At 67.7% G+C, this 16,492-nt stretch carries 15 protein-coding genes, 1 tRNA gene and 1 pseudogene; 11 read left to right on the forward strand and 6 right to left on the reverse strand.

All coding sequences use genetic code 11. The features are described 5' to 3' along the window. Nucleotides 1-118: 118 nt before the first annotated feature. The 3 genes from AB0M54_RS39260 to AB0M54_RS39270 all read right to left on the reverse strand — a co-directional run bounded on the left by AB0M54_RS39260 (nucleotide 119) and on the right by AB0M54_RS39270 (nucleotide 1,399). Complete coding sequence (locus AB0M54_RS39260; protein WP_364477074.1) at nucleotides 119-541, reverse strand: transposase; 423 nt, start codon at nucleotides 539-541, stop codon at nucleotides 119-121. A gap of 173 nt (nucleotides 542-714) precedes the next feature. Beyond that, a complete protein-coding gene (locus AB0M54_RS39265) occupies nucleotides 715-1,197 on the reverse strand; it encodes a nuclear transport factor 2 family protein (protein WP_364477076.1) in 483 nt (160 codons plus the stop codon). Between the two features lie 67 nt (nucleotides 1,198-1,264). Further along, nucleotides 1,265-1,399: a hypothetical protein gene (locus AB0M54_RS39270; protein WP_364477078.1), complete on the reverse strand. Its 135-nt coding sequence runs from the start codon at nucleotides 1,397-1,399 to the stop codon at nucleotides 1,265-1,267. 298 nt (nucleotides 1,400-1,697) lie between these two features. On the opposite strand from AB0M54_RS39270, the gene AB0M54_RS39275 reads away from it, so the two are divergent. The 3 genes and pseudogenes from AB0M54_RS39275 to AB0M54_RS39285 all read left to right on the forward strand — a co-directional run bounded on the left by AB0M54_RS39275 (nucleotide 1,698) and on the right by AB0M54_RS39285 (nucleotide 3,738). Next, on the forward strand, nucleotides 1,698-2,048 hold the full coding sequence (locus AB0M54_RS39275; RefSeq protein ID WP_364477080.1) for a hypothetical protein: 351 nt from the start codon (nucleotides 1,698-1,700) through the stop codon (nucleotides 2,046-2,048). Between the two features lie 336 nt (nucleotides 2,049-2,384). Continuing rightward, nucleotides 2,385-2,765, forward strand: a pseudogene (locus AB0M54_RS39280) (integrase core domain-containing protein); the annotation flags it as partial. A gap of 897 nt (nucleotides 2,766-3,662) precedes the next feature. Continuing rightward, nucleotides 3,663-3,738, forward strand: a tRNA-Arg gene (locus AB0M54_RS39285). Between the two features lie 563 nt (nucleotides 3,739-4,301). Here the strand turns inward: AB0M54_RS39285 and AB0M54_RS39290 are convergent. Beyond that, nucleotides 4,302-7,388, reverse strand: coding sequence for an RHS repeat-associated core domain-containing protein (locus AB0M54_RS39290; protein ID WP_364477082.1), 3,087 nt, complete (start codon nucleotides 7,386-7,388; stop codon nucleotides 4,302-4,304). 921 nt (nucleotides 7,389-8,309) lie between these two features. Between AB0M54_RS39290 and AB0M54_RS39295 the strand changes: the two genes are divergently transcribed. Then, nucleotides 8,310-8,702 carry a hypothetical protein gene (locus tag AB0M54_RS39295; protein ID WP_364477084.1) on the forward strand — a complete coding sequence of 131 codons (393 nt, stop codon included), beginning with the start codon at nucleotides 8,310-8,312 and terminating at the stop codon, nucleotides 8,700-8,702. A 195-nt stretch (nucleotides 8,703-8,897) separates the two neighbouring features. On the opposite strand, the gene AB0M54_RS39300 is transcribed toward AB0M54_RS39295, so the two are convergent. Continuing rightward, nucleotides 8,898-9,281, reverse strand: coding sequence for a PIN domain-containing protein (locus AB0M54_RS39300; protein WP_364477086.1), 384 nt, complete (start codon nucleotides 9,279-9,281; stop codon nucleotides 8,898-8,900). Between the two features lie 97 nt (nucleotides 9,282-9,378). Between AB0M54_RS39300 and AB0M54_RS39305 the strand changes: the two genes are divergently transcribed. The 6 genes from AB0M54_RS39305 to AB0M54_RS39330 all read left to right on the forward strand — a co-directional run bounded on the left by AB0M54_RS39305 (nucleotide 9,379) and on the right by AB0M54_RS39330 (nucleotide 13,581). Further along, nucleotides 9,379-9,660, forward strand: coding sequence for a hypothetical protein (locus AB0M54_RS39305; protein ID WP_364477088.1), 282 nt, complete (start codon nucleotides 9,379-9,381; stop codon nucleotides 9,658-9,660). A 9-nt stretch (nucleotides 9,661-9,669) separates the two neighbouring features. Beyond that, the gene (locus AB0M54_RS39310; RefSeq protein WP_364477090.1) at nucleotides 9,670-10,326 is read left to right on the forward strand and encodes a hypothetical protein; all 657 of its coding nucleotides are present in this window, start codon (nucleotides 9,670-9,672) and stop codon (nucleotides 10,324-10,326) included. A gap of 36 nt (nucleotides 10,327-10,362) precedes the next feature. Then, nucleotides 10,363-10,809, forward strand: a complete 447-nt coding sequence (locus AB0M54_RS39315) for a hypothetical protein (protein ID WP_364477092.1) — start codon at nucleotides 10,363-10,365, stop codon at nucleotides 10,807-10,809. A gap of 228 nt (nucleotides 10,810-11,037) precedes the next feature. Beyond that, entirely contained in the window at nucleotides 11,038-11,991 is a 954-nt protein-coding gene (locus tag AB0M54_RS39320) for an SEC-C domain-containing protein (protein ID WP_364477094.1), read from the forward strand. A gap of 73 nt (nucleotides 11,992-12,064) precedes the next feature. Continuing rightward, on the forward strand, nucleotides 12,065-12,289 hold the full coding sequence (locus AB0M54_RS39325; RefSeq protein ID WP_364312675.1) for a hypothetical protein: 225 nt from the start codon (nucleotides 12,065-12,067) through the stop codon (nucleotides 12,287-12,289). A gap of 149 nt (nucleotides 12,290-12,438) precedes the next feature. Continuing rightward, entirely contained in the window at nucleotides 12,439-13,581 is a 1,143-nt protein-coding gene (locus AB0M54_RS39330; RefSeq protein ID WP_364477096.1) for an AI-2E family transporter, read from the forward strand. A 1-nt stretch (nucleotide 13,582) separates the two neighbouring features. Here the strand turns inward: AB0M54_RS39330 and AB0M54_RS39335 are convergent, their stop codons facing one another. Next, a complete protein-coding gene (locus AB0M54_RS39335) occupies nucleotides 13,583-13,738 on the reverse strand; it encodes a hypothetical protein (RefSeq protein WP_364477098.1) in 156 nt (51 codons plus the stop codon). Between the two features lie 85 nt (nucleotides 13,739-13,823). Between AB0M54_RS39335 and AB0M54_RS39340 the strand changes: the two genes are divergently transcribed. Continuing rightward, nucleotides 13,824-16,487 carry a hypothetical protein gene (locus tag AB0M54_RS39340; protein ID WP_364477100.1) on the forward strand — a complete coding sequence of 888 codons (2,664 nt, stop codon included), beginning with the start codon at nucleotides 13,824-13,826 and terminating at the stop codon, nucleotides 16,485-16,487. The last annotated feature ends 5 nt before the right edge of the window (nucleotides 16,488-16,492 follow it).

Here is a 16,492-nt window from a genome sequence, read left to right on the forward strand (position 1 = left end):
CGATGTACTTCAACCGGTCGAACACCCCAACGCGATCCACTCGTCACACCGATTCCGGATCGTCGTCGCCGAACCACCACTGTCCACGCTCAACTTAAGTGCCTGTGAAATAGCCAGGTCAGGCGACTTTCGTGGTTGTGGTGGGCGTGGTCGTGGCGGCCACGGGCCTGTTAGCTGAGGCCGGTTTACGGGCCAGGCGGCGGGTCATGATGATGACCATCGCCCACTGCACCATCGCCGCATGGTGCTCGGGCCGTCGTTCATAGTCCCGCACGGTCCGGCGGCAGCGACTGATCCACGAAAACGTGCGCTCGACGACCCACCTACGCGGCAACACCGTGAACCCGACCTGGTCGGCGAGTTTCGCGACCACCTCGACCGCCAACCCCAGCCCGGCACCGTAAGTGAGCAAAGCGCCACGGTAGGCGCCGTCAACCCAGATCATTCGAACCCGGCGGAAACAGGTGGCCAGGGCCCACAGCAGCAGCCGGCCGCCGTCTCGGTCCTGCACCGCTGCGCCGGTGACCAGGACGACCAGCAACAGTGGCGAGGACGGCCGGGGTCAGGGGGCCCGCAGGGTCATCGCGTAGCGACGCGTAGCGCCCTTGACGGCGGGCGGGCCGCCAACAAGGCGTAGCGCAGCGGACCGCCGATGTGGTTGTTCGCGGCGTGTGTATCCGGTGGCGCGCAGGTAGCGGCGGCGCAGCAGGATGGTCACGGCGCCGGGATGAGCGTCCGGGGGAAGGTGTCGCGGGCGAAGGCCAGGTCTGTCCAGCGGCTCTTCGAGCCCTTGGCTGTCCAGGTCGCATACTCGTACATCGACGTGATCAGTCCGTCGGCGACCTCAAAGGCGAAGACGAAGTGGTTGGCCACCAGTTCGCCGTTGAGGTTGCCCTCGACCCGCGCCTCCATGACGATCGGCGGCCCGTTGGCGGCGACTCGCTTGCACTCCAGCCGCGCGCCCTGCACCTTCTCGTCGTGGTGTGAGGCGAACAGCATCCGGGCGATGTCCTTGCCCCGGAGCACGCCCTCGGGCGCCTCTTCCTCGGTGGCCGGCACCGGGATCATGATCCGGACGTCGTCGGTCAGCAGGTCGACGAAGCCCGTCCAGTCGCCGGTGAGCGCGCCGCGTTGCAACCCGCGGAAGGCGGCGACGGCGACGTCCACAGCGGCCTGGTCCGGCGGCTGAATGTCCATGCTGACCTCCTCGAATGTGCAGGTCAGCGTGGATCCGGCCGCCTCGGCGGGGCAAGCGGGCGCCCTGTCAGCGGGACTGCTCCCCGGCGGCCCGATGCAGCAGCCGGCCAGGCAGGCGCAGCCAGCCGACCTGCGCCTCATCGTCGTCAACCTTGCCCCGCAGCTCCGGCGGCCTGCGCGGCGCAGGAACCGACGTCGACATCGGCTGCTGCCAGGCTGGACCGGCTCGGCCGCTGCGAGCTGCACGTCATCGAGCAGGGCATCGACACCGCCACCGCTGAGGGCCGGGCCAGTGTTCGGCATGCTGAGCGTGCTCGCCGAGCTGCAGCGCGAGCTGACCCTGGCCATACCCGCGACGGCCTGGCCGCCGCACGCGCTCGCGGCCGGGTCGGCGGCCGCCGGCCGAAGCTCAGCCCGGGAGCAGGCAGCCCCGGGCCCGCCTGCGATCCGGCCTGCCCGGCCTCGTCACGCTCCGACTGGCGGCGCTGGCCACCGACGAAGTGGCCGGCCCGGACCTGGCGTACCGGCCGGACCTGGCCGCGGTGGCCCGCGACCTGGATATCGACGTCAGCATCGACGCCGTGTTCGGGCAGGCGTCCTCCCAGGCGATCCTGGGCTGGGAGAAGCAAGGACTGCTCGGTCCGGGCCTGTCGCTGATCCACGCCACCGGGCTGACCCCGGAATCCTGGCGGGCGATCGGAGCCACCGGCACCACGATCTCGCTGGCCCCGACGTCCGACACGCAGATCGGGCTCGAGTGCCTCGCGTCTTCGACCTCCGCATATTTGGTTACCAGACTGCACCGAAGCCCGTACACCGACTCTGATCCCAGTCGGTTCCAACTACCGTGACCGCGTTCCAACTACCGCGGCTCGGCTCACCTACTGTGACAACCACCGGTAGGTGGCGGCTCCCAAAGCCCCGACCTGGGCTCACGCCTCGGTTGCCAGCCGTAGTTGGCGGCAATTCCCAGAAGTAGTTGGCGGAAATCCCGCGCGATCAAAGCTCTGACCTCGCCGTGATAGGCGGACCGCCATCTATCGCTGGCCACCCGTGGGTGTCAGGGTTGAGTGAGACCAGCGGTTCATGAGGTGTTTCCCCGCCCGGGGCGAGGATGGATTGATCACGTTGACGCTCAACAGGCTGGACCCGTTGGTAGGCGACGATGGGGGCATGGCCAAGAAACCGCGCACTCGCGCCCGCACGTGTCGAACGACAACCCGTATTCCGAAGCGGCGTTTAAAACGGTGAAATACCATCCGTCGTTCCCGGGCCGGTTCGGGTCGATCCAAGACGCACGCTCGTTCTGCGACTCGTTTTTCACCTGGTACAACCACGAACATCACCATACCGGGATCGGCCTGCACACACCGGCCGCGGTCCACTACGGCCACGCCGACGCTATAACCGTTGCACGGCAACAGGTCCTGGACACCGCCTGGGCCCAAAACCCCGAACGATTCGCCCACCGACCCCAACCGAAATCACTACGCCTGGCCGACACCGCCTGGATCAACAAACCCGAACCCGCCACCGACCAGTCCGAAGTCATGACCCTCGCTGCTTAACACCCGCTGGTCTCACCGATCTTGACAAATTCCGCACCGCCACCTATCGGTGGTCGGCACACCTACGCCGAAACATCCGTTGCTGACCACATTCTGGGGCCACAGACAGGTGCCAACTGTCGCCGAAAGTCGCAGGACGGTGCCTTTCATTGTGCAGTCGGAGGTAGTCGTCGTGGCGTCCAGCGTCGATGAACCCGGCTTGGGGACCGTCACTCGCGTGGAAGAGGGTCCAGCCGCGTGGGGGCGTTCGCCGGGCACCACCAACGGCCGTTCGCGCCCGACGGCAGGAGCAACGGCGACCACGTGGTGCTTCGATGACGTGCACGAGGGCGAATGCACGGAGCGGTAGATCACCTTCGCGCGGCCTAACGACTCGATCAGGAGTGCCCTCTGGAAAGCTTCCGGTGCTGTCGCTGCAAGCCTGGTCGCACGTGACTCGACGGAGTCAAGGCCACCGACGTGCACGCCTCGGCCGAAGAGACCGCACACGACGCCGGGCATCAGTACATCCTGCGCAGCCCCAATGCGGTCACCGGGTTCTTCGAAGGGCTGGAGCTCGTGGAGCCGGCGTGGTGTCCATCCCGCGGTGGCGACCCGACACCGGCACCGGCGACGAACAAACCGAGTTGGCTGTGCTCTGCGGAGTGGCACGCAAACCTAAACGCTGAGTTCGAGCGCCCGTGAGGCCCGGACGACCCCGTGGTGCTCCGATGGTGATCGGACGTCGGGGCACGGTGCAGCACTGGGCGACACCAACCGGCACGCGGGCCGCACTCGGAGGCATGCTAGAGTCGTTTCTCGCGGGTCCGGGAGTAACGAAACCCCTGGACCAGCGGATACGCAACCGCGACCCCGTGGACGCGTCAGCACGCGCGGTGACGGAGAGTAGTTGTACGGGCGCCCGTAGCTCAATGGATAGAGCATCTGACTACGGATCAGAAGGTTAGGGGTTCGAGTCCCTTCGGGCGCGCCAAAGCATGCCAAAGCATGCAGGGCCGTAAGCCGCGGAAACACGGTTGGCGGCCTCTTTTGTGGCCCGCATTTCAGCGCGATCATCCCGTCATGTGGCGCGCGGTGCTCCGCTGTCAAGAGCGACCGCAGAGCACTTGACCCTGCCGCAGAGTGGAGCGACTGTTCGTGTACCCGGGCCACGGTCCGTCGACCGCGGCTCGGCACCATGGCGGCGCGAACCTCGCCGCCGCGGCAGCACGCTGGAGGCTAACCGCCGCCACGCTGGGAACCGCGGGGCCGCTGATGACCCCGCCAGAAAACAGCCCGGACCTGCAACTCGCAGGTCCGGGCCATTTCGATGTGAGGGCTAGTTCTTCCGCCGACTCAGAATGCGTGGCACAGCCCACCACACCAGAGCTCCGCCGATCGCCGCGAACGCGATGATAACGATGAGCGTATTTGTCCCGGTGAGGCTGAAGTAGAACCCCAGGAGGAACAGGAGGATCGTTACACCGGCGATCACTGTCAAGAGCTTTACTCCTGACGTGTGTTCTTCTCTACGCATGTAGGCCATCCCTTCGCCTGTCAATCCTCATCAGGCCACCAGTTGTTCTCCTCGAACACTCTTCCGGTGGCCCAGCCTGCCCCCGCGGCGGCACCGGCGACTCCGCCGATGACACCACCGACGAGTGCACCCGTACAACCCGCCGGGATGGTCACCGCGCAACCGATGGCGCCCCCTGCGATGGCGCCTACCCCACCAGCGTTCGCCGCGATGGAAAGGATGTACTCGCCGTCGCTTTCCTCGGGTGCCATACCGGTGGGGTCGGTGTAGTTGGTGGGGTTGTCTCCGGCATACGCATAACGGTTGCCGTGCTTCGGGTCGCCGATGAAGCTGAGGTTGTCCTGCTGGGTGAAGCGGCCCTGAACCGGGTTGTACCAGCGCTGGCCGTACTTGGTCAGCCCTGTGGCGGCGTCGTGGGTGCCGCTGGCGTAGCGGATGATGTTGGGCTGGCCGAGGCCGGTCTCCTGGCTGTCGGTCTGCGCCACGCCCCACGGGTCGTACTTGTACGAAGCGGCCACGGTGTTGTCACTACCCACGACGGCTACCACGGAACCGAGGCCGTCGAGCACGTAAGCGTAGTCCTTGGTGCCGATGCGCAGGCCCAGCGGCGTACCGATTCCGTCACGTTCGATATAGACGGTCGGGTTGACGCTGTTGGTCCAGGACTGCACCCACGGCATGCCGTGCTGGTCCTCATACCCGTAGTTGATGGCGATCGCGCCGGCCGTGGCCAGCTCGACCTGGTCGCCGCCGGCGTAGGTATAGCTCGTGGAACCGCCAGGGCCGCTGGACGTGGTCATCTGGTTGGCGGTGTTGTAGCCGAGCGCGCCGATCACCGGAGCGGTGACTTTGGTCTGGTTACCGCGGTTGTCGTACGTGTTGTCGGCCGTGGTGACCTGGTTCGCCGAGTTGAACGCCAGCGTCTGCGTGGTGGCCGAGTCGACCTTGACGGTCTTGCGGTTGCCGCGCGCGTCGTACTCGTACTCGTAGGTCTTGCCGTTGAAGTTGGTGGCCTTGGTCAGGCGGTCGCCCTTGTCGAAGGTGTATTGGCTGACCCCGCCGCTGATTTCGTCCTTCTGCCACTGCCGGATGCCGGTGTCATCGCCCGACGCGGTGGAGCAGCCCTCGCCGGAAACGTACTTGGCGTAGCAGTAGCTCACGTCGAAGACCTTGACCGGGGACGCCGAGTTTCGGGTCGAGGTAATCCGCTTGGGGCGATCCGACTTGTCGTACGAGGTCGCGGTGTGCAGCGCCCATGTGCTGTTGGTCTCGTTGGCGGCGAAGTACTCGTGGGTGCGGTTGCCGTCCTTGTCGTACGTGAAGTTGTAACGAGTGCCGCCTGCGGTGTCCAGTCGGACCAGCCAGTTGCGGGTGTTGTAGTAATACCGCGTGGTGCCGCGGCCGTCGGTGAGCCGCTCGAGGTTGCCGGCCGGGTCCGGCACGTAGGTCTGCGGCAGGGCGCCCGGCGCGGTGCGGGTACGCAGCCGGTTGAGCTGGTCGTAGACGTAGGTCGTCTTGCCGGTGGCGTCGTTGCGCTCGATCAGGTTGCCGGTCAGGCCGTAGTCGTAGTCCACCGTGGTGGTGCTCGGGCAGCCGCTCCCCGAGTAGGCGGTGCTCATCAGCCGGTCCTCGGCGCTGTACTCGTACGTGGTGACGCACGCGCCGTGGGTGGAGGTCTTGAGCCGGCCGAACGAGTCGTAGGTGAAGTTCTTCGTGGTCAGGCCGTTGCCGGTCGGCGGTGTCATCTTGGTCAGCTGCTTGTTGCTGTCGTAGGTGTAGGTGGTGCCGTTGGTGTCATTGCCCGGATCGGTGGACTTCTTCACCGTGCCGTCGTCGTTGTAGTCCACCGACGCCTCGGCGGCCAGCGCGTCCTTCGTGGACGTCTTGTTGCCGGCGCCGTTGTAGGCGTACGTGGAGCTGTTGCCCTGGGTGTCGATCGACGACGACGGCTGGAAATTGGCCGTCGGGTTCGTCTCGGTCGCGGCGTTCGCGTACGCCGCCGACGCGCTCGCCCCGGTGGGAGACGCGGACTTGGTCAGTGACTCGCCGGCGTTGGCGCCGAAGGTGTTGGTGACCGACCCGCCCTCCGGCGACACCGAGCTCGCGACGTCACTGAACGGTGTGTAGGTCTTGCTGCGCTCATTGCCCGCCGGGTCCGTGGTTTTGGTGACCCGCTCGTTGTCGTTGAGCTCGTACGTGGTGTGCGGCACCGAAGCCACCGGCAGCGACAGGTCCTGCCGGGGATCCGCGACCTCGGTCTTCGACGAGGTCGGATAGGCGAACCGGGTAACCGATCCCTGCCCGGATGTGTTGTCCGTGACCTGGTTGACCGACGTGACCCGGTGCTGCCCGTCGTAGGTGATCAGCACGTAGGTGTCAGGCTTGGTGGTGATCTTGGTGAGGTCGCCGGCGCTGTTGTACTCAAACGACACGTTTCGCGGGGTCGCGCTCTGGATGCTCTGTAGCCGGCCGCTGCTGTTGTAGGCGTAGGTCGCCTGCCGCGCCGAGCCGTCGGCACCGACCTGCCGGTACTTGCTGATCTTGTTGTCGGTGTACGAGACCGCGACGGTCTTGCCCGAGCCGACGCCCTTGTCCGAGGTGACGCTGGTCCACTGCGCGCCGCTGTAGGCGTAGTCGGTGACGTTGCCGTTGCGGTCCTCGGTCTTGTCCAGCACCCCGCCCGAGGTGAAGAACAGCTCCTTGCCGGAGCCGTGCTCGGTCAGCTTCCAGCCTGACCCGTCACGCTCCAGCTTCGCCTTGAACTCGCCCGGCGTCCGATAACCGGAACCGGAGACGGTGAACTTGCCGATCACGCCGTCCGCCGCGACGTAGGTCACCGAGTCGTCGTCCGCCTCGTGCAGCCGCACGTCGGCGCCGCTGCGGCTGCGCCACCCCGGCCCGAGCGACCCGACCGGCAGATCTGTGCCCAGCGTCAGGCTGTTGAAGACCGCGCCCAGCGTCACGTTGCCGGCGATGCCCGGCAGCGTCATCTCGGTGCTGGTCAGCAGCAGGTTCCCCGATCCGACGTTGACCCTCATCTCCAGGCGGTCGGTAAGCGAGAAGCTGAGTTGTGTCGCGTTGCGCACCGGGCCGGTGCCGTTCGGCACCGACGGCGGATCCGCGGCAGCGGCCCTGACCGGCGACCGGTAAAGCCACACTCGATCAGTCGATTGCGGTGAGAACACCGGCTCGACCGACGGCTCGATCGCTCCCGCCATGGCAGGCGTGCCTGATGTCGCTACCAGCGAAGAGGTCGCCAGCAGCGCCGTCATCGCCATTGTTACGACGCGTTTCCGTGTCATCCAAACTCCTTTTCCGCGTACATAGGCAGCCGGAAACCGCGTCCCTTCTGAGGACGCGTTTTTCCACACGGAGATGGAGGGGTTGGAAACGATCAACGACCTGCTGCGCGCTTAAGATCAGCCCCCGCGTGAACGCTGCGCATATCGATGGGAAGCAATCTATGTTTGTCCACATGCAACAGTCAAGGTTGGTTACAACCTGCTAGAACGATAGCCTCAGGGCCGACCATAACGACCGTCTGGTGACTGTCCGTCAAGACGAACGTGACAACCGGTAGAAGGGTCAGGTCGGACTGGCCTTTCAACGGATGTCGCCTGAGAGCGAGATGAGGTGACTTGACGGACAAGGTCAGCGCAAACAAAATCGACCTCCGATCGAACGGAGGACGACTAGCCAGCTCTGCACCGGAGGTGGTCGAGTGCCCACTAGGCATCCGACTACTCGGTATCCTCGGCGCCGGCGAGGTGGCTGTCACGGGCAGGCTCCGGCAAAAGTCGGGCCGCTAAACTCCGCGGATGCAGCACTGTCCACATTCCTCCACGAAACTCACCGCGATCGGGGCGCTACTGGTGGTCTTGGCCATGGCCGGCTGCGCCTCCAAGGCGGAATCGTCCTCCGGAGCCACGTGGTCGAGCCCTGACACCGCCCCCACCGCGACCGACTCCCGCGCTTCTTCCCCACCAAGTACCCGTGACGCCAAACCTTCCGCATCTTCGTCCCCCATCGTGGACAAGTCGCGGGAAGTGAAGACGACACCAAAGCCCAAAGCGCCAACGAAGACGGAGGCGCCGAGCGGGGGCGGCACCAAATACGCGGAGTGTGCCGACGGCGACTGCAAGGTGTCCTTCTCCGGTTCGGTCAAATTCTCCCTCCGCAAGTGGACGGTGTCGGCTTCCGTGGAGGATGGCGGTGTCAGGGTGCGACTGACCAAACCCAATGGCTTGGGCGGCGGTGGCGCCTTCTTGGCAGGGCCCGGATGTGCTGTGGAGCTGCACGCTGACGGCGGCGGGCGAGTCGGATGCGACAAACCCGAAGCCGATCCTGAATCGGGAGGGTACGTCGTGCAAGTGCTGAAACTGGATGGGGGCACCGCGGCCATCCGAGCGATCGTGGGCTGACTGTGAGCACATGCCGGTCCGCAGGCGCCGACCACCACCAGCCCGGGAAGTACCGCCGTCCCCGTGACCGGTCAAAACCGCGTATCGACGGCAACTCCTCGAACGCCACCGCGGCCAGCTCGACCAGGTCGATGGGCGACTCTCGTCGATCTGAGTCGGGGGGTGTTGGTGTCCCTCTTGCCGCCGGAGCGGAGATCAGATCGCGTAAATCGTGATCAGGTCTTCGAGGCCTGCGAGGTCGTCGGGATTGCGCGTGTAGATGGCGGCGTCGTGCGCGTGCGCGGTTGCGGCTATGAGCAGGTCCGTCACTTGCGCTCTCGGCTGGCGGCCGGTCTCGACGACGCGTGCCGCCAACCGTGAGTAGCTGTCGGCGATGGCTTCGTCGATGTGGAGCGGGTCGAATCGGCGTTGAATGGCGTTGAGCCGTGCGACGCGCAGCGCTCTGGCCTCGGCGGTTTTCGCGACCAGGACTCCGAACTGAAGTTCGGCCAGACTCGCCATGCTGATGGCCGGCTCGCCGGGGATCGGGGTTATGCCGGTCGCGATAAGGACGCTGGTGTCGAGGATGCCGCGGCTCACCGTTCGGCCCATGGGTCGGTGACGGCGTTGTCGAGGAGGTCTCGGTCGTCGGCCCAGTCTGTGCTCCGGTGGTGCTCGGCTGAGTAGTCTCGCCGTCGTGTCTGACAAGGCGGAGCGACGTGCGGCGCGCGACGTCGTCGGGAAATACCACGAGGCCGAGTTGGGGAAACTGGTGGCCCGCGTGGGTGAGGCCGTCGATCGTTATCGGGCCGGCGAGTTGGACGCGTTCGCGGTCGACCAGGTGGTGTTCCAGTATTCGCGAGCGGCGAAAGAACTGTGGAAGTTCTGCAACCTGGAACCGGTGGAGTCGGCCGCGTCGATGATTCAGGATTATCCGCCGCAGGAATGGTGGGAACGTGGTGCGCCGAGAAAGCGGTGATGTCGGGCCTTGAGCGAGTTTCAGTACTACGAGTTTGTGGCGGTCGACCAACCGCTGACGGTGAAGCAGCAGGGTGAGCTGCGGGCGCTGTCGACTCGGGCGCGGATCAGCTCATCGAGTTTCGTGAACGACTACCAGTGGGGTGACCTCAAGGGCGACCCGCGGGTGTGGATGGAGAAGTACTTCGACGCGTTCCTCTATCTCGCGAACTGGGGTACGCATCGGATCGCGTTGCGGGTGCCGCGGGCGGTGCTGGCGCCCGAGGTCGCGGCTCGCTATTGCGTCGGGTACTCGACCTCGTCGTACGCGACGCGTACCCATGTGATCTTGGATCTGAGCACTGCCGACGAGGACGGTGTCGAGGATTGGGGCGACCCGGAGGGGTGGCTGGCGGCGATTGTTCCTGCGCGGGCGGAGCTGGCCGCCGGCGATCTGCGGCTGCTGTATCTGGTGTGGCTGCTCGGTGTGCAGGAGCGGGAGCTCGGTGACGATGAGCCGGAGCCTGCGGTGCCGGCCGGACTTGCCGAACTGTCAGGGCCTCAGCAGGCGTTCGCGGAGTTTCTGAGGTTGGATCACGACCTGCTCACGGCGGCCGCCGAGGCGAGTGCGCCACTGGTGGTGAAGGCGCCGTCGGATGCCGCCCTGAAACACTGGGTGAAAGCGTAGCCCGCCGCGGACAAGGATGCATGGCTGCTCCAGATCTTGCGGGGCGACGGCGCTCACCTGCGGGCGGAGATGCTGCGCGGGTTCCACGGCACCTCAGTCGATCCCGACGCCGATGGCGGTCGTACCGCCGGTGAGCTGCGGGCTGCTGCGGAGCAGCTGTGGTCGCGGCGGCAGGAGGCGACCCGTCGGCGTGAGGCCCAAGCTCGGCGGCGGCAGGAGAAGGCAGCGGCCGAGGCTCGTGCGCTGCGTCTGGCTGAGTTGCGGAAGGACACAGCCGCGGCGTGGAGCCACGTGGAGACGTTGATCGAGTCCAAGAAGCCGAAGGAGTACGACGTCGCCGTCACGCTGCTGGGGGATCTGCGGGACCTGGCGTTCATGGACGGTACGACGGACGAGTTCGAGGAGCGGATGCGGCTGCTGCGGACGGCACACGCTCGCAAGCCGAGCCTGCTTGACCGGTTGGCTCGTGCTCGGCTTGATTGATCCGGATGGACGCGGATTCTGAGGTAGCCGGGCGACGGTCGTCGGCGATGTCACCGATGAGTCGGGGCGGGCCGGTGTGGCGGTGTCGCTCAGGGAGGCGCAGTAACTCGACCGCGGTGCTGACCATCGCCATTGTCGGCCGGGCCGGCGAGCTGCCCGCCGGAGAGAAGAGCGAGATGAGACGCAGATCAACAGCGGCCGACGCGTACGCCGAAGTAGGTTGACGCTGTGTCGTTGAGAGCTGATCTGAGCAGTGCCGACCTTGATGAGATCCGGCAGTCCGCGCTGGGCGCCGCCGACCCCCTGGGCGTTGCGGCTGAGCTGGCCGAGGCCGCGGAGTCGGGGCGGCTGGCCGATGAGGAAGACGCCGGGTACGCGCTGGCGCTCGCCGGTGAGATCGCTGAGAGTCGTGCGAAACATGATGCGGCGTTGCGTTACGTCGACCGGGCGCTCGAGGCGTACGGCAAACGGGACGACAGCCGGGTCGGCGCCGCTCGGGGGCTGCGGGCCCGGATCCTGTTCCGGGTCGGCCGCGAGGACGAGGCCGTGGCCGAGCTCGAGCCGCTGCGTCCGCTGCTCACCCAGTACGGGGACGCGGCGGCCTACATCAGTGCGGCGCTGGCCGTCGGCGGGCGCCACCGGGTGGCCGAGGAATGGCTGACCGAGGCGGTGAAGACCGCGCTGGCCGGGCGTGACGGTGAGCCGGCCAGCGCCGACGACGCGGGGTTGCTGTTCTTCCTGCTTCAGCAGCGGCACCGGGTGCGTCATGTGCTCGGGCTGCCGCACGACACGCACGACAACCTGGCCGAGCGGCTCGAGACCAAGCTGGCCAACACCTCCGCCCAGGCCGCCGCCACGCCGGCCGATGACCTGCTGTTCTTTCCGCGGGCCGAGTTCGACCAGGTGATCGCCGAGTGGCCGGCGCTGGCCGAGGTGTACGGCGGCGACTGGGACGAGCACCGGGCGCGGCTCGAGCGGGAACTCGTCCGGCTGGCCGGCGTCGGCCGCACGGGACTCGCCCTGCTGCGGGGCTCGGCGGCGGGGCTGAAGCGCCAGGAGGGTGACCGGGCCGCCTATGCGAAGCAGCTGACCGGGGAGATCTCCTGGCCACCCGAGCGGAACGCACCCTGCTGGTGCGGCTCCGGCAGCAAGTACAAGAAGTGCTGCCGCCCCCGGGTTTAGGCGAGGCCTGAGTGGCTAAGTGCTGTGCTGGCGCCGGGTCGGCCGGCGTCCGCGTACGGAAGGAAAAGCACTTATGGCTATCTCCGTGAACCTTGACGCTGTGCTGGACAAGGCCTACGAGTCGAAGACCCTGGCCGAGCTCGCCGACGCCCCGGTGTCCGCGCTGTCCGGGGTGAGCGACGCGGACGGGGAGGCGCTGCAGACGGCGTTCAACATCAAGACGATCGGTGATCTCGCCGACAGCAAGTACGTGAAGGCGGCTCAGGCCATCGCCGAACTCGGCCGCATCGCCAAGTAGCAGGAGTTTAAATCCGCCGAACGGGGCATCCCATTCGGATGAGCCGGTTGCAGACAATCCGTGAGCGGGCGCGGGAACGAATCGCTAGGGCGGCGACCCGTAACCCGCCGCCCTATGTGCCCCCCGACGACGCCGAACCAGTCCGGGTTGTGGAGCAGCCGCCAGGCACGGACGACGTGCTGCCGCGCGGCGTCCGGACGGCCGGCGCCTGGGCCTGGCGGTTCATCCTCTTCTGTGTCGCCGCCTACCTGGCGTTGCGGCTGATCTCGCTGCTGCGCGTGGTGATCATCCCGGTCGTGGTGGCCCTCCTGCTCGCCGCGATGTTCCAGCCGGTCGCCGCGTTGCTGGTCAAGCGGGGGATGAAGCGGTCGCTGGCGGCGGGCCTGGTGCTGATCGCGGCCCTGGTCGTGGTCTTCGGTGGGCTCAGCCTGATCATCCGGACCTTCATCAACCAGCTCGACTCGCTCTCGACCCAGGTCGGCGACGGGATCAACGAGGTGCAGAAGTGGCTGTCCCAGGGGCCGCTGCACATCTCCAACGCCCAGCTGGGTCAGTACGTCGACCGGATCCGCGACGCGATCACCCAGAACCAGGGCACGCTGACCAGCGGCGCCCTGAGCACCGCGACCACGCTCGGTGAGCTGGTCACCGGGTTCTTCCTGGTGCTGTTCACGCTGTTCTTCTTCCTGCGGGACGGCGGGCAGATCTGGAACTTCCTGTGCCGGCTGCTGCCCCAGGACGCCCGGCGGGCCACCGCGCGGGCCGGGCACTACTCGTGGCACACGCTGGTCTCGTACGTGCACGCCACGGTGCTGGTCGCCTTCGTCGACGCGCTCGGCATCGGCATCGGGTTGCTGATTCTGCGCGTACCCCTGGCCGTGCCGTTGGCCGCCCTGGTCTTCCTCGGCGCGTTCATCCCGGTCGTCGGCGCCACCCTGTCGGGCGTGGTCGCCATCCTGGTCGCGCTGGTCACGAACGGACCGTTCAGCGCGCTGATCGTGCTGATCATCGTGATCGCGGTGCAGCAGCTCGAGGGCCACATCCTGCAGCCGCTGATCATGGGGCGGGCGGTGGCGCTGCATCCGCTGGCGGTGATCCTGGCGATCGCCTCGGGCATCGTGGTCGCCGGCATCGTCGGCGGGCTCATCGCCGTACCCTTGCTCGCGGTCCTGAACACGGCGATCCGCTATCTGGTGCGGCACCCCAGCGGGGAACCCACACCGGACCACGAACCGCCGGGAACGGATGAGACTGAGGTCGGGCAGGACAAGGACGTGGCGACGGTGCCGTGACTCAGGGCGGCCCGTCGCCGTCGAGGCCGCCGGTGTAGCGGTCGGGGCTCTCGGTCTCGCCGTCGTCACCGTCCTGCTCGGCGGTCGCCACCTCGGTCTGCTCGTGCTCCTCGGCGAAGTCGCCGGTTTCCTCGTCAGGATCTCCGATCGGTTCCATGTACGGCCGGATACCCGCCGACCGGGACGGTATGCGGCCGAGGATTCGCCTATGATCTTCCCGCCATCACGGGGGAAGGTCCACAATGCACATTGCGGTTGCGCTGGCGACGATTGCGGCCATCACCACCGGTGTTCAGCCGGTCGATCCCGTGCCCACCGATCTCGAGACCGCGGGCCAGAGCTGCGACACCGCGGCGCCCGGCCCGTACCTGCGGCAACAGATCGTGAGCCGCACCGGATCGCTGGCCGAACCGGGCGACGGCGCCGAGGCGGAGTTCGAGCAGTGGGACGTCGCGCACCCCGACGACCGTGAGCAGAAGCTCGCGAGTATCGCCGGTCGCGAGGTCTACTCCCAGGTCGAGTCGCACACCGACGGTGTCACCTACGCCTGGCGGGTGCGGGTCAAGCGCGGCGACGCGGCCTCGGCCTGGAGCGACACCTGCCACTACACGATCGACCGTACGGCCGGAGAGCCGCCGGTCATCGTCTCGTCGGTGTATCTGCCCGCGGAGCGGCACAACGTCGGTGGCATCGGGGTCACCGGCACGTTCACGGTGACGCCAGCGAGCGACGACATCGTGCGCTACCGGTACCGCTTCGAGTCGGACGGCTCGGACGGCGAGTGGACCACGACCGACGCGGAGACACTGAGTGCCCCGCTGAGTTTCACCTGGGCGCCGGCCATCGGGGGCTCACACAGCATCCTGGTCGAGGCGATCGACCGGGCCGGCAACACGGCGCGGGTGTCGGAGGAGTTCTACGTTCGCGAGAGCCGGCCGACCGTCACCTCGTACGCCTACCCCGACGAGGTCGTCCAGTCGCCGCACCTGGAGTACAACGTCGGCGTACCCGGCGATTTCCGGTTCGACTCGCACGTGGCCGACGGCGTCGCGGTGGAGTGGTGGATCGACGAGGGCGGCCCGTCCGGTTCGGCGCCGTTGGCCGGCATCGGCAGTGCTCACGCGATGATCGCGCCGACCCGGGCCGGGCGGCAGACCCTCCACGCGCGGAGCGTCACCGCGGACGGCACCAAGCATGCCACCCGGGCGTACACCTTCATCGTCGACAACGGCCCGGCCCTCGAGCTCGACCCGAGTTCGCTCAGCCGGAACGGCACCCTGGTCGTCGGGACGCCCGCGGTGTTCCACCTCGCTCCCCGCAGCCCGGACGTGGCCGAATACCTCTACACCTTCACCGATCTGTACGACCGGACGATCGCCACCGGCACGATCCCGGCCGCCACCCCCACGCTGGTGCGGAACCTGACCGTCGCCGACGACGACATCGAGTGGCTGACCGTGCGGAGCCGCGGCGCCGACGGCACCCTCTCCACGGTGCGGTTGCTCGGGCTCAACGTGGACGTGGCCGCGCCCGACGTGATCCACAAGGGCGGCAACGGGATCGGCGACGAGTACACGTTCACCGCGCGAACCCTGATGGACCGCGTCGTCGACTACGTGGTGACGTTCAACGACGACCCGGCCACCGAGCGCGTCGTCCCCGCCGCGGCCGACGGGACGGCCACGTTCCGCTACACGCCGACCCGCGCCGGCGAACACGAGTTGACCATCTACGCCCGCAACGCGCACGGCCGCACGGCCGACGGATCGGACAGCTGGACGGTCACCGACGCGCCCCGGATCAGCTCGGCCGAGTTCCCCGAGGGCCGGACCGGCCGGCTCGCCCCCGGCACCTTCACGGTCCGTTCTCGGCAGCCCGGGACGGTCCGCTACGAGTACGCGATCGACTTCGGCGCCTGGCTGCCGCTGACCGCCGGCGCCGACGGCTCGGCGACCACCCCGGCCTGGACACCGACCTCCTCCGGCCGGCACACGGTCACCGCTCGCGGCTACACGGCCGACAGCAAGCGGTCGGCGACCACCTCCTACACGTTCGAGACCGAGCCCGCCGACGTGGTGGTCACCGAGGTCGGCCCGTCGTCCGTGCCGGCCGGCGCCGTGCGGGCGCTCACCGTCTTCGGGCGGGCGCTGCACGCGAAGGACGTGGTCGAGGTGACGCCGACCGGGGGCCGGGCGCTGCCGGGCACGGTCACGGCGGTCTCCTCGTCCGGCGTCCAGATGACGGTCGAGGTGAACCTGCTGTCGGCGTCGGCCGGGCCGGCCACGGTGACCCTGCGTCCGTACGGCGCGAACCAGCCGGCCGTGGTGCGTACCGCCGCCTTCACGATCGGGGCGCCGCCCGCGATCTCCCCGACCAAGGCCCCGGCCATCACCGGAACGCTCGCCGTGGGCAACGTGCTCCGGGCCACCGGCGGGCTCTGGTCGCCGACGCCGGCCGCGTCCTCCTACCAGTGGAGCGCGAACGGCGTCGCGATCAAGGGCGCGATGGGTACGTCATACACGGTGCCCGCCGCGCTGGCCGGCAAGCGTCTCGCGGTGACCGTGACCGTCTCCCGGCCCGGCTACGTCTCCGCCCGCTCGGTCTCCGCGATGACCGCGCCGATCGCCAAGGGCCGGGCCCCGGTCGCCACGGCCCGGCCCAAGATCACCGGTACGGCCCGGGTCGGCCGGACGCTGACCGGCTCCACCGGCTCGTGGTCGACCCGCGTCGACTCGTTCCGGTACGAGTGGCAGCTCAACGGCGTCCGCATCCGTGGCGCCGCCGGCCGGACCCTGAAGCTGACGTCGTCGATGGCCGGCAAGCGCATCACCTTCACCGTGTACGCGGTGAAGGCCGGATACCACGACGGCCGGACCATCAGCTACACGGTGACCGTGCGCCGATGACCCGG

The organism is Actinoplanes sp. NPDC051470 (assembly GCF_040682035.1).
Lineage (GTDB): Bacteria > Actinomycetota > Actinomycetes > Mycobacteriales > Micromonosporaceae > Actinoplanes.

What these genes read in the sequence shown, in the direction of transcription:
- AB0M54_RS39265 (WP_364477076.1), bottom strand. Translation starts at nt 1,197, where the DNA reads ATGGACATTCAGCCGCCGGACCAGGCCGCTGTGGACGTCGCCGTCGCC.
- AB0M54_RS39270 (WP_364477078.1), bottom strand. Translation starts at nt 1,399, where the DNA reads ATGTCGACGTCGGTTCCTGCGCCGCGCAGGCCGCCGGAGCTGCGGGGC.
- AB0M54_RS39325 (WP_364312675.1), top strand. Translation starts at nt 12,065, where the DNA reads ATGGCTATCTCCGTGAACCTTGACGCTGTGCTGGACAAGGCCTACGAG.
- AB0M54_RS39335 (WP_364477098.1), bottom strand. Translation starts at nt 13,738, where the DNA reads ATGGAACCGATCGGAGATCCTGACGAGGAAACCGGCGACTTCGCCGAG.
- AB0M54_RS39340 (WP_364477100.1), top strand. Translation starts at nt 13,824, where the DNA reads ATGCACATTGCGGTTGCGCTGGCGACGATTGCGGCCATCACCACCGGT.